At 70.6% G+C, this 12,108-nt stretch carries 10 protein-coding genes and 5 tRNA genes; 12 read left to right on the top strand and 3 right to left on the bottom strand.

What is annotated here, in order from left to right; translation table 11 throughout:
- Nucleotides 1-224: roadblock/LC7 domain-containing protein (locus AB0B01_RS25185; RefSeq protein ID WP_361723296.1), on the bottom strand; the 224-nt coding region annotated here is incomplete at its 3' end.
- Nucleotides 225-3,950, bottom strand: a complete 3,726-nt coding sequence (locus tag AB0B01_RS25190) for a nitrate- and nitrite sensing domain-containing protein (protein ID WP_361723298.1) — start codon at nucleotides 3,948-3,950, stop codon at nucleotides 225-227. It abuts the gene before it with no gap.
- A 557-nt stretch (nucleotides 3,951-4,507) separates the two neighbouring features.
- Between AB0B01_RS25190 and AB0B01_RS25195 the strand changes: the two genes are divergently transcribed.
- From AB0B01_RS25195 to AB0B01_RS25235, 9 genes are all read left to right on the top strand, one after another.
- Nucleotides 4,508-4,693, top strand: coding sequence for a hypothetical protein (locus AB0B01_RS25195; protein WP_361723301.1), 186 nt, complete (start codon nucleotides 4,508-4,510; stop codon nucleotides 4,691-4,693).
- Nucleotides 4,694-4,790: 97 nt separating this feature from the next.
- Nucleotides 4,791-5,597 (top strand): fumarylacetoacetate hydrolase family protein, encoded by an 807-nt coding sequence (locus AB0B01_RS25200; protein WP_361723304.1) that lies wholly within the window; start codon nucleotides 4,791-4,793, stop codon nucleotides 5,595-5,597.
- Nucleotides 5,590-7,065, top strand: a complete 1,476-nt coding sequence (gltX, locus tag AB0B01_RS25205) for a glutamate--tRNA ligase (RefSeq protein ID WP_361723307.1) — start codon at nucleotides 5,590-5,592, stop codon at nucleotides 7,063-7,065. The genes AB0B01_RS25200 and gltX overlap by 8 nt, the downstream gene beginning before the upstream one ends.
- A 159-nt stretch (nucleotides 7,066-7,224) precedes the next feature.
- Nucleotides 7,225-7,953 carry an HAD family hydrolase gene (locus tag AB0B01_RS25210; protein ID WP_361723310.1) on the top strand — a complete coding sequence of 243 codons (729 nt, stop codon included), beginning with the start codon at nucleotides 7,225-7,227 and terminating at the stop codon, nucleotides 7,951-7,953.
- Nucleotides 7,954-8,039: 86 nt separating this feature from the next.
- Nucleotides 8,040-8,111: transfer RNA gene (locus AB0B01_RS25215), tRNA-Gln, on the top strand.
- 26 nt (nucleotides 8,112-8,137) lie between these two features.
- A tRNA-Glu gene (locus tag AB0B01_RS25220) sits at nucleotides 8,138-8,210 on the top strand.
- A gap of 63 nt (nucleotides 8,211-8,273) precedes the next feature.
- Nucleotides 8,274-8,346, top strand: a tRNA-Glu gene (locus tag AB0B01_RS25225).
- 24 nt (nucleotides 8,347-8,370) lie between these two features.
- Nucleotides 8,371-8,442 (top strand) — tRNA-Gln (locus AB0B01_RS25230).
- Nucleotides 8,443-8,457: 15 nt separating this feature from the next.
- Nucleotides 8,458-8,530, top strand: a tRNA-Glu gene (locus AB0B01_RS25235).
- 159 nt (nucleotides 8,531-8,689) lie between these two features.
- Here AB0B01_RS25235 and ndgR read toward each other — a convergent pair.
- Nucleotides 8,690-9,406, bottom strand: coding sequence for an IclR family transcriptional regulator NdgR (ndgR, locus tag AB0B01_RS25240; protein WP_361723313.1), 717 nt, complete (start codon nucleotides 9,404-9,406; stop codon nucleotides 8,690-8,692).
- 184 nt (nucleotides 9,407-9,590) lie between these two features.
- Between ndgR and leuC the strand changes: the two genes are divergently transcribed.
- From leuC to AB0B01_RS25255, 3 genes are all read left to right on the top strand, one after another.
- Nucleotides 9,591-11,015 carry a 3-isopropylmalate dehydratase large subunit gene (gene leuC / locus AB0B01_RS25245; RefSeq protein WP_361723316.1) on the top strand — a complete coding sequence of 475 codons (1,425 nt, stop codon included), beginning with the start codon at nucleotides 9,591-9,593 and terminating at the stop codon, nucleotides 11,013-11,015.
- Between the two features lie 3 nt (nucleotides 11,016-11,018).
- Nucleotides 11,019-11,612 carry a 3-isopropylmalate dehydratase small subunit gene (gene leuD, locus AB0B01_RS25250; RefSeq protein ID WP_361723319.1) on the top strand — a complete coding sequence of 198 codons (594 nt, stop codon included), beginning with the start codon at nucleotides 11,019-11,021 and terminating at the stop codon, nucleotides 11,610-11,612.
- A gap of 137 nt (nucleotides 11,613-11,749) precedes the next feature.
- Nucleotides 11,750-11,977: a hypothetical protein gene (locus AB0B01_RS25255; protein WP_361723322.1), complete on the top strand. Its 228-nt coding sequence runs from the start codon at nucleotides 11,750-11,752 to the stop codon at nucleotides 11,975-11,977.
- The last annotated feature ends 131 nt before the right edge of the window (nucleotides 11,978-12,108 follow it).

Raw genomic sequence — 12,108 nt, forward strand, 5'->3', positions numbered from 1 at the left:
ACGGCGCCACCCTCGAAGATGCGGGAGGCTCCGGCGGTCAGCGACGTCAGACCGGAGGCCACGGCCGCCAGCTGATCGGCGCGGTCGCGCGGGAAGCCCTCGGACATCGCCAGAAGGAGGCCGTCGGCGGAGACCACCACCGTGTGGGACACCCCGGGGGTGTTGTCCACGAAGTTGGTGATCAACCAGTTCAGGTTCTGTGCCGCCTGGCTCATCGAACTCAACTAACGCTCCTGCTGGTAAGTGGGGTCGATGTGGTAGCTGCCGGTCGCCGGGCCGTTGTTTCCGGCCTGACGACCCTGCTGGATACCGCGTCGGAGGTTCGTCAGACGGCCGCGGACGTCGTCCGGTGCACGCGAGACCTGCGGACCGGCCTGCGCGTCGGTCTGCTGCTGCGCCGTGCCGGCCACGAGGTTCGCCCGCGGGACCCGGCGGGGCAGCCCCGAGGTGGTGATGCCGCCCGCGGCGGGCTGGCGCACGCGCTCGGCCTGCCGCATCAGCTCGTCGTTCGGCGAGGACCGCCAGCTGACGGTCGGCGTGCTGCCGGTCGCCTGGGCGGACTCGGCAGCGAGCTCCTGGCCGCGCTGGGGCAGCGGCTGCTGGGCCCGCTGGCGCTGGGCCGGGGCGGCCTGCTGCTGCGGCTGCTGGGGTGCGGCCGGGGCCTGCCCGGGAGCCTGGGGGCCCTCCTGGTGGAACCAGTTCGACTCCAGGGTGTCGAAGATCGGGCTGCGGGCGTCACCGGGGCCGGCGGCCGGCGGCAGGGCCTCCGGCTGGTGGGCCTGCGGCAGCTGCGGAGCCTCGGCGCGCGGGGCGGGAGCGTAACCGCCGGGCTGCTGGGCCTGCGGCTGGGGGGCGTAGCCGCCGACACCGGGGCCGCCGGGCCGCGGGGCCTGGTAGTCCGGGCGGGCGAACTGGCCCGTGGTGGAGGCGTCCGCCGGGCCGCGCAGCTCCGGCCGCTCGAACTGGCCCGTGGCGGACGGGCCCGGGGAGGTCCGTACGTCGGGACGCTCGAACTGGCCGGTGGTGCCGGCCCCGCCACCCGCCTGCGGGCGGGGGGCGTTGAAGTCGGGGCGCGGGAACTCGGCCGTGGCTCCGGGGCCCGAGAGCTCGTCGTGGCCGCGCGGGACCTCCTGGCCACCGTGCCGGGCAACCGGATCGGCGCCCCAGCTGGTGGTCTGCGGAGCCCCGGCAGGGGAGCCGCCCGTACCCGGGAGCTCCGGACGCGCGGCGCCGCCGCGCGGCGGCAGCTGCGGCCGCGGGCCGCGCTGGGCCGGTGCGCCGGGGGCCTGGGCCGGGGAGCCCGGTCCCGCGGGGGCGGCGGACTGCGGCGACTGCGGCCGCTCGAAGCCGTTGCCCTGCGGGAAGCCGCCGGGGCCCGGGGCGGAAGGAGCCGAAGGGGCCTGGGGAGCGGCCCCCGGACGCTGCTGCGGACCGCCGGCCGGACCACGGCCCGGCAGCGGAGCACCGCCGCCGAAGGCACCCTGGGCCTGGCCGGTCGGCGCGGCCGGAGCACCCTGCGGGCGCCCGCCCGGGCCTGCCTGCGGCCGGCCGCCCGGGCCGCCGCCCTGGAGGGCGGCACGCTGGCCGCCGCCGGCGACCTGGCCGCGCTGCGGGGCCGCGCCGACGGGCTGGCGTGCACCGCCGCCGGGACCGGAGCCCTGCGGGGCGGAACCGCCCTGACCGCCGGGACCGGCAGAACCGGGACCGCCCTGGCCGCCCTGGCCCGGCATCGGACCCGGCTTCTTGCCGCCCTGGGCGACGTCCACCGGGAGCATGACGAGGGCCGTGGTGCCACCCGAGTCGGAGGGGCGCAGCTGGATGCGGATGCCGTGTCGCAGGGACAGGCGGCCGACCACGAACAGGCCCATGCGGCGGGAGACGGAGACGTCCACGGTCGGCGGCGAGGCGAGCCGCTCGTTGATCGCGGCGAGGTCCTCGGGGGAGAGGCCGATACCGGTGTCGTGGATCTCGACGAGCACCCGGCCGTCGGGCAGCGCGTGACCGGTGACCTTGACCTTGGTCTGCGGGGAGGAGAACGAGGTGGCGTTCTCCAGCAGCTCGGCGAGCAGGTGCACGAGGTCGTTGACGACGCGGCCGGCGACGTCGGTGCCGGGCACCGACGCCAGTTCGATGCGCTCGTACTGCTCCACCTCGGACGCGGCGGCACGGAGGACGTCGACGAGCGGGACGGGGCGGGTCCACCGGCGGCCCGGCTCCTCGCCCGCGAGGACGAGGAGGTTTTCGCCGTTACGGCGCATACGGGTCGCGAGGTGGTCGAGCTTGAAGAGCGAGGACAGCTGGTCCGGGTCGGCCTCGCGCGACTCCAGCTCGGAGATGAGCGAGAGCTGGCGCTGGATGAGGCCCTGGGAACGGCGCGAGAGGTTGGTGAACATCGCGTTGACGTTGCCCCGCAGCAGGGCCTGCTCGGCGGCGAGGCGGACGGCCTCGCGGTGCACGTCGTCGAAGGCCGCGGCCACCTGGCCGATCTCGTCGCGGGTGTGCAGGCCGACTGACTCCACGGACGTGTCCACGTCCTGCGGGTCCGCCTCGGACAGCTGCTTGACGAGCTCGGGGAGGCGGTCCTGGGCGACCCGGGTCGCGGTGTCCTGGAGGCGGCGCAGCGAGCGGATCATCGAGCGGGCCATGACGAAGGCGCCGACGAGGGAGACACCGAGGACGAGGAGGATGAGCGCACCGTTGATGATGGCGTCGCGCTGCGACTCGTTCTTGAGCTCGCGGGCCTTCTGCTCCATGTCTTCGAGCAGCGTGAGCTCGATGACCTTCATGGCCTGGATCTTGGTGTCGTCCGCGTCGTACCAGTCCAGCCAGGAGCGGTACTGCTGCTCCTTGGCGAACTGGCCCTGGGTGGACAGGACGCGGCGGGTGTAGTGGTCGGCCTTGCCGATCTCCGCGTTGCTGTCGCCGAGCGACGCGAGGAGCTCCTCGGGCTTGCCCTGGTAGACGAGCTCGAAGGTCTTCTTCGCCTGGCTCTCTCCGCGCAGCGCGGAGAGGGCGTAGAGGCGGTCGTTCTCGGTCAGCGAGCCCTGCTTCTCGTTGCTGTCGGGCAGCGAGGCGGAGATGACGGCGCGCTGGATGGAGGCGTACTCCTTGGCGGAGGAGAAGGCCGCCAGGGCGCGGGTACGCTTGATCATCTCCGGGTTGGAGGTGGCCTGCGCCATGTCCTGGGAGAGCGAGAGCAGCGAGACGATCAGCGCGTTGTACTCGGTGACGGTCTGCTGGGCGCCGTTCTGGTACGCCTTCTTGCGGATTTCCTCGATGCCGGTGAGCTGGCGGCCGATCTGCAGGATGTTGTTGCGGATCGACTTGAGGGTCTCGTCCTTGTCCTCCGCGCCGTCGACCTTGTCGGTCGCGGCGGCGAAGGCCTTGGCGGCGGCGTCGGTCTGGTCGCGGACGCCCTGGACGAGGCTGTTCGCCTTGCCGTCCTTGGCCACCGACATCGGACCCGCCGACTTGTCCCGCTCCTCCTGGAGCATGGCGGCCAGGTTGGTGGCCTGCCGGGTCATGGTCGTCAGCAGCTGCATGTGCTCCAGCTGTGCGATGTCGTTGAGCGAGTCGTTGATGCGGAAGCCACCGAGCGTGGTGGCGGCGACGACCGGCAGGGTCAGCAGCGACACCAGTCGCGTGCTGATGCGCCAGTTCTGCATGTGCAGGCGGGAACCGGGCCCGGGAGGGGCCTTGGGTATCGCCGTGTCCTGGCCGGCCGGCTCCTCGCTCGGCGCCTTGCCCTTGAGGCTGCGGCGGCCCTTCGCCCTCACGGTGGCGGAGGAGTCGGCGCCTGCGCCTTCGACAGCCGGCCCGCGGTTCTGGGCGTGCTGGGGCGAGGAGCCACGGTCGGTCCCGCCGCGCGGTTCCTGCTCCGACGCAGCTTCCCCTCGGCCCTGGTGGGCCTGGGGAGAACCCTTGCCATCCCTCTTGAATCGTCCCTGCACTAGCGTCGCAACCTCTGGACCAGGCGTCCCGCCGGGCGACCGGCGGAACGGTGTCGAGTCGTGGGGCGCTTGCGGCCCCATGGTGGTCGTCGGTGACCGGCGCGTCTCCCTCTCCTTGCCGCCGCGCGCGGCGCTGTCTCGCGCCACCTGCGCGCCGGCTGTTCCCGCGGCGGTCCCGCGAATTCCAGCACAGTGGCGGATCTCCAACAAGGTGCGCGTGTCGGCCCGGAGCAGCGACCACGAAGGGTGACGCGACGAATACGAGGCGTGCGACCGCTTTCAGGGCGAATCGGACTTACTTCATTCAAACGCGCGGGGTGTCAAGGTGTCCCAGTCGAGATGATCAGGAGCGGAATGGCGCATTCAGTGGTGCAATGTCCGTTTCGGTGGCGGGAATTGACTGCCGCTTATGTCCGGATTGCCTGGTCCCTGGTGAGCAAACTCACATAGCCGTGGCCATTACTTCCCGGTTCAGTGAGGGATTCGGATGTTTAGCCTTGCCCTTTAAAGGGTTGGCAACCGCCATCCGCCCCGCGAGCCGAGGACCCCGTACTCCGATGAAGACGACGATGATGTTCCGCAACATAGCCAACCCCCGCCGCACCACCCTCGCGCACCTGAAGGACGCCGAGGAGCTGCAGGCGACCGCGGCCCCGGAGCACTCCGTCGAGCTCCCCACCCAGACGGCCAACCCGCGCCGCACCGTCCTCATGGACGCGCCCGTCGCCCCCGCCGCGCAGTAGTCCCGGACAAAAGGAGCGCGAAGCGCCGCTGCCTGCCGCGTTAGCCTGGAGTCCGCAGACTCCAGCCAGCGGAAATACAGAGGGGCAGACGCAACACGTGCGCATCGCCAGGTTTTCCATCGACGGCAATGTCGCGTTCGGCGCGGTCGAGGGCAGCACGGCCCCGGGCGCCGAGGGTGAGCTCGTCCTCGACATCATCAAGGGCATCCCGTTCGCGGACTTCGAGCTCTCGGGCACGAAGGTCCCGCTGAGCAAGGTCCGGCTGCTGCCGCCCGTGCTCCCCAACAAGGTCGTGGCCATCGGCCGCAACTACGCGGAGCACGCGGCGGAGCTCGGGAACGCCGTCTTCGACGATCAAGGCCGTCCGGACGCGCCGATCACCTTCTTCAAGCCCTCCACCTCGGTGGTCGGCCCGGGCGACCCCATCACGTACCCGTCCTTCTCCCAGGACCTCCACCACGAGGCGGAGCTCGCCGTGGTCATCGGCCGCATGTGCCGCGAGGTCCCCAGGGAGCGCGTCAAGGACGTCATCCTCGGCTACACCTGCGCGAACGACGTCACCGCGCGCGACGTGCAGCAGCGCGAGAAGCAGTGGGCCCGCGCCAAGGGCTTCGACAGCTCCTGCCCGCTCGGCCCGTGGATCGAGACCGACCTGGACCCGACCGACCTGACCATCCAGTGCACGGTCAACGGCGAACAGCGCCAGCTCGGCCGCACCAGTGACATGGTCCGCTCCATCGAGGACCTGGTCGTCCACATCACCGAGGCCATGACGCTGCTCCCGGGCGACGTCATCCTCACGGGGACCCCGGCCGGAGTCGGCCCCCTCAACGTCGGCGACGAGGTCGCCGTCACCATCGAAGGCATCGGCACTCTCACCAACAAGGTGATCAAGCGTGGTTAACGGACCCGTCCGCGTACGTTTCTGTCCCTCCCCGACCGGCAACCCCCACGTGGGCCTGGTCCGCACCGCCCTGTTCAACTGGGCGTTCGCCCGCCACCACGGCGGTACGTTCGTCTTCCGCATCGAGGACACCGACGCGGCCCGTGACTCCGAGGAGTCGTACGACCAGCTCCTCGACTCGCTGCGCTGGCTCGGCTTCACCTGGGACGAGGGCCCCGAGGTGGGCGGACCGCACTCGCCGTACCGCCAGTCGCAGCGCATGGAGATCTACGCGGACGTCGCGAAGAAGCTCAAGGACGGCGGCTACGCGTACGACTGCTACTGCACCACCGAGGAGCTCGACGCCCGCCGCGCCGCCGCCCGCGCGGCCGGCAAGCCCTCCGGTTACGACGGCCACTGCCGCGAGCTGACCACCGTGCAGCTGGAGGCCTACCAGGGCGAGCACCGTTCCTCGATCGTCCGCTTCCGGATGCCCGACGAGCCGATCACCTTCACCGACCTGGTCCGCGGCGAGCTGACCTTCACGCCGGAGAACGTGCCGGACTTCGGCATCCTGCGGGCCAACGGGGCCCCGCTCTACACGCTCGTCAACCCGGTCGACGACGCGCTGATGGAGATCACCCACGTGCTGCGCGGCGAGGACCTGCTGTCCTCCACCCCGCGCCAGATCGCGCTCTACAAGGCGCTGATCGAGCTGGGCATCGCCAAGGGCGTCCCGGAGTTCGGCCACCTGCCGTACGTCATGGGCGAGGGCAACAAGAAGCTCTCCAAGCGCGACCCGGAGTCCTCGCTCAACCTGTACCGCGAGCGCGGCTTCCTCCCCGAGGGCCTGCTGAACTACCTCTCCCTCCTCGGCTGGTCCTTCTCCAAGGACCAGGACATCTTCTCGATGGAGGAGATGGTGGCGAAGTTCGACATCCCGGACGTGAACGCGAACCCGGCGCGCTTCGACATCAAGAAGGCCGAGGCGATCAACGCCGACCACATCCGGCTGCTGGACCCGAAGGCCTTCGCCGACGCCTGCACCCCGTGGCTCCAGGCCCCCCACGCCAACTGGGAGCCGGCGGACTTCGACCCCGAGGCCTGGGCGGCCATCGCGCCGTACGCCCAGACCCGCGTGACCGTCCTGTCGGACATCACCGCCAACGTCGACTTCCTGTTCCGGAAGGAGCCGGTCGAGGACCAGGCGTCGTGGGACAAGGCGATGAAGGGTGAGCCCGCGGCGCTGCTGACGAGCGTGCGCGCCCACCTGGAGACGGCCGACTGGAGCGACCCGGAGTCCCTCAAGCAGGCCGTCCTGACCGCCGGCGAGGCCCACGGCCTCAAGCTGGGCAAGGCCCAGGCCCCGGTCCGGGTGGCCGTCACCGGCCGCACGGTCGGCCTGCCGCTCTTCGAGTCCCTCCAGATCCTGGGCCGGGAGCGGTCCCTGGCCCGCATCGACGCGGCGCTGGCGAAGCTGTCCGCGTAGGGCGACGCGCATCCCGCAGGGGGCGGCGGACCGGGAATCCGGACCGCCGCCCCCTGCGGCGTTCTCGGGGCTCGGGGCACGGGCGGCCGCCCGTGCCCCGTGTGACGAACTTCTCCGTCGCGCCCGCGCAGGGCGGGTCCGCGGCGTAGCCTCGGCGGTATGCCGATCCGTGCCGTCCTGTGGGACATCGACGACACCCTCTTCGACTACACCGGTGCGGACACCGCCGGACTGGCGCGGCATCTCGCCGCGGAGGGACTCGACGGGAAGTACGGGACCGCGGCGGAGGCGCTCGCGCTGTGGCGGCAGCTCACCGACCGCCACTGGGCGCGCTTCGCGGCCGGGGAGGTCAGCTTCCCCGGGCAGCGCCGGGACCGGGTGCGGGACTTCCTCGGTGCGCCCGGCATGGGCGACTCCGAGGCCGAGGGCTGGTTCGACCGCTACGTGGAGCACTACAAGGCCGCCTGGGCGCTGTTCCCGGACGTGATGCCCGTACTCGACGCCCTGGCCGGCCGGTACCGGCACGGGGTGGTCTCGAACTCCTCCAGCGCCAACCAGGACCCCAAGCTGCGCCGGCTCGGGCTGCGCGAGCGCTTCGAGGTGTTGGTGTGCGCCGTCGAGATCGGGGTCAGCAAGCCCGAGGCTGCGGCCTTCCTCGCGGGCTGCGAGGCGCTCGGGCTGGCTCCGGGCGACGTGGCGTACGTGGGGGACCAGCCGGAGATCGACGCGCGCGGCGCCCGCGATGCGGGACTGACGGCGGTGTGGCTCGACCGGGACGGTACGCGCGGCCCGGGGCCCGAGGGCGTGCACCGGATCGCCGGGCTCGCCCAGCTCCCGGACCTGCTGGCCGCAGATACCCGTTTTGGAGCACGGTCAGGCATCCGGTAATGTTCTTTCTGCGCCGCCGGAGCGGGCCGAAAGGCCGGACGGAGGCGCCACTCAAAAGAAAGTTCCGCAAAGGGCTTGACTTTTGGTGGGGTATAGTGTAATTGGCAACACGAGGGTTTCTGGTTCCCTTATTCTAGGTTCGAGTCCTGGTACCCCAGCGCAGTGCAGTGGTAACGCAGTGCTTGCCCCCGTTGTGTAGCGGCCTAGCACGCCGCCCTCTCAAGGCGGTAGCGCCGGTTCGAATCCGGTCGGGGGTACAGATCCTTCCCGCAAGGTCTCCATTGGGTAGCTCCCGGACGTCTTGATGCAGGATCGCTAGGGCCCCCGTTGTGTAGCGGCCTAGCACGCCGCCCTCTCAAGGCGGTAGCGCCGGTTCGAATCCGGTCGGGGGTACTGTTGGTCTGGTATAGACCACATTGGGCTATGGTGTAATTGGCAACACGAAGGTTTCTGGTTCCTTTGTTCTAGGTTCGAGTCCTGGTAGCCCAGCGCAGTAACAAGCAAGCCCCCGTTGTGTAGCGGCCTAGCACGCCGCCCTCTCAAGGCGGTAGCGCCGGTTCGAATCCGGTCGGGGGTACGCACGGAAGAGGCCCTCCGCGTTCATCGCGGAGGGCCTCTTCGCTGTGTCCGACACCACCCGCGGCAGGCGCAAGTACGGGCCCGGCGACGCGTGTTCGGACGTGTGCGGCGTCGTACGCGCCCCCGGGCCCGGGGGAGTGGGTGAAGGGTCGCAGGCTCAGGCGGCCCGGCGCAGGGCCTCGGTCAGGCGGGCCGCCGCGTCGATGACGGCCTGGGCGTGCATCCGGCCGGGGTGGCGGGTCAGGCGCTCGATCGGCCCGGAGACCGACACGGCGGCCACCACGCGGTTCGACGGCCCGCGCACCGGCGCCGAGACGGAGGCCACGCCGGGCTCCCGCTCGCCGATCGACTGCGCCCAGCCGCGGCGCCGTACGCCCGACAGGGCCGTCGCCGTGAAGCGCGCGCCCTGGAGGCCGCGGTGGAGCCGCTCGGGCTCCTCCCAGGCCATCAGGATCTGCGCGGCCGAGCCGGCCTTCATCGGGAGCGTGGAACCCACCGGGACGGTGTCCCGCAGGCCCGACAGCCGCTCGGCGGCCGCCACGCAGATGCGCATGTCGCCCTGACGCCGGTAGAGCTGCGCGCTCTCGCCGGTCACGTCACGGAGGTGGGTGAGTACCGGTCCCGCCGTGGCCAGCAGGCGGTCCTCGCCGGCCGCGGCGGCGAGCTCCGCCAGCCGCGGTCCGAGGATGAACCGGCCCTGCATGTCCCTCGCCACCATCCGGTGGTGTTCCAGTGCCACGGCCAGGCGATGTGCCGTGGGTCGTGCGAGCCCTGTCGCCGCGACCAGCCCGGCGAGGGTGGCCGGACCGGACTCCAGTGCGCTCAGTACCAGAGCTGCCTTGTCGAGAACGCCGACGCCGCTAGAGTTGTCCATGAAACGATATTCACGTCTCACACTGTGAAACGCAAGTTCAATTTTTCCAAGAACCAGCGAGTCTGTATGTGCGGGTCCACGAATCACTGGGTCCGAGCCGTCGTCCGGCACGTGGGGTACGGACGATCCGGCGCACCAGATCTCTATGAAGCGCCGGCCGACGAGGCCGGCCGGAGGGAAAGCGATGGGTAGGACACTCGCGGAGAAGGTCTGGGACGACCATGTCGTCCGGCGCGCCGAGGGCGAGCCCGACCTCCTCTTCATTGATCTGCACCTGCTGCACGAGGTGACCAGCCCCCAGGCCTTCGAGGGCCTGCGGCAGGCCGGCCGCACGGTCCGGCGGCTCGACCTCACCATCGCGACCGAGGACCACAACACCCCCACCCTCGACATCGACAAGCCGATCGCCGACCCGGTCTCCCGGGCCCAGCTGGAGACGCTGCGCAAGAACTGCTCGGAGTTCGGCGTACGCCTGCACTCGCTCGGCGACGTCGAGCAGGGCGTCGTCCACGTGGTGGGACCGCAGCTGGGCCTGACCCAGCCCGGCACCACCGTGGTCTGCGGCGACTCGCACACCTCGACGCACGGCGCCTTCGGCGCGCTGGCCTTCGGCATCGGCACCAGCCAGGTCGAGCACGTGCTGGCCACCCAGACGCTGCCGCTGGCCCGCCCCAAGACGATGGCGATCACGGTCACCGGCGAGCTGGCCGAGGGCGTCACCGCGAAGGACCTGATCCTGGCGATCATCGCCAAGATCGGCACCGGCGGCGGCCAGGGCTACATCCTGGAGTACCGGGGCGAGGCCGTCGAGAAGCTGTCGATGGAAGCCCGCATGACCATCTGCAACATGTCGATCGAGGCCGGCGCCCGCGCCGGCATGATCGCCCCCGACCAGACCACCTTCGACTACCTGGAGGGCCGCGACCACGCCCCCAAGGGCGAGGAGTGGGACGCGGCGGTCGCGTACTGGAAGACCCTGCGCACCGACGAGGACGCGGTCTTCGACGCCGAGGTCGTCATCGACGGCTCCGCACTGTCGCCGTTCGTCACCTGGGGTACCAACCCGGGCCAGGGCGCGCCGCTGTCGGCCAGCGTCCCCGACCCGGCTTCGTACGAGGACGCTTCGGAGCGCCTGGCCGCCGAAAAGGCCCTGGAGTACATGGGGTTGACCGCCGGGCAGCCGCTGCGGGACATCAAGGTGGACACCGTCTTCGTAGGTTCCTGCACCAACGGGCGCATCGAGGACCTGCGCGCCGTCGCGGGCATCATCGAGGGCCGCAAAGTCGCCGACGGCGTACGGATGCTGGTCGTCCCCGGCTCCGTCCGGGTCGCCCTGCAGGCCGTCGAGGAGGGCCTGGACAAGGTCTTCAAGGAGGCCGGGGCCGAATGGCGGCACGCGGGCTGTTCGATGTGCCTGGGCATGAACCCCGACCAACTGGCCCCCGGTGAGCGCTCCGCGTCCACCTCCAACCGCAACTTCGAGGGCCGCCAGGGCAAGGGCGGGCGCACCCACCTGGTCTCCCCGCAGGTGGCCGCCGCGACCGCGGTACTGGGCCACCTGGCCTCGCCCGCCGACCTGTCCGACGCCATCGCCCCCGCCGGAGTCTGAATCATGGAAGCCTTCACCACGCACACCGGCCGGGCCGTCCCGCTGCGCCGCAGCAACGTCGACACCGACCAGATCATCCCGGCCCACTGGCTGAAGAAGATCACCCGTGACGGGTTCGAGGACGGGCTCTTCGAGGCCTGGCGCAAGGACCCCGAGTTCGTCACGAACCGCCCGGAGCGCGCAGGCGCGACCGTGCTCATCGCCGGCCCGGACTTCGGTACCGGATCCTCGCGCGAGCACGCCGTCTGGGCCCTGCAGAACTTCGGGTTCAAGACGGTCATCTCCTCCCGGTTCGCCGACATCTTCCGCGGCAACTCGCTGAAGAACGGTCTGCTGACGGTGGTCCTGCCGCAGGAGACGGTCGACCGGCTGTGGGAGCTGACGGAGGCCGACCCGACGGCAGAGGTGACGGTCGACCTCGTGGCCCGCCAGGTCCGCGCGGCAGGCATCGAGGCGGAGTTCGAACTCGACGACAACGCCCGCTGGCGTCTGCTGGAGGGTCTGGACGACATCTCGCTCACCCTTCAGAACGAAGCGGACATCGCCGCGTACGAAAGTACCCGGCCCACCTACAAGCCGCGCACGATTCGGGCCTGATTCCGGCCTGATCAGCGCTTATTCACCTTCGGGTGATCACATCGCCCCCGCTGTGCCCTCCGCCTTCCGGCGGGGGGCACAGCTGTGTGTTGAGGCCCCGTGAGGCGACAACTCGCCCCAGATGGCACAATCTGTGCATGGAACGCGACAGTCAACTTGAGCTCTACGAACTCGTCGCGGACCGGTTGAAAGAAGCACATGCAAGGGTGCGCGCACTGCAAGTCCCGGAGGGCGTAAGGATGGCGCTGTCCCGGAAGCTGTTGGTCGCCACTGCCACGGCGAAGCATGATCTCGCCGACGCGGCAAGGCGCCTGGACAGGTTGATGAAGGACCTCGACGAGGGTCGATTCCCTGAAGGCGACTGATGCGAAGGAACTCCGTAACGGACTGCACCGTTGCGGCACTAGGGTGATTAGCCCGTTTCGTGTTTGATTTGCGGTATATATCCGCCTAACGTGCGAAATAAGCTTGAACACATTCGTTCTGGCGAAGTCTC

Source organism: Streptomyces sp. NPDC044571 (genome assembly GCF_040647115.1).
In the GTDB taxonomy this organism is placed as follows: domain Bacteria; phylum Actinomycetota; class Actinomycetes; order Streptomycetales; family Streptomycetaceae; genus Streptomyces.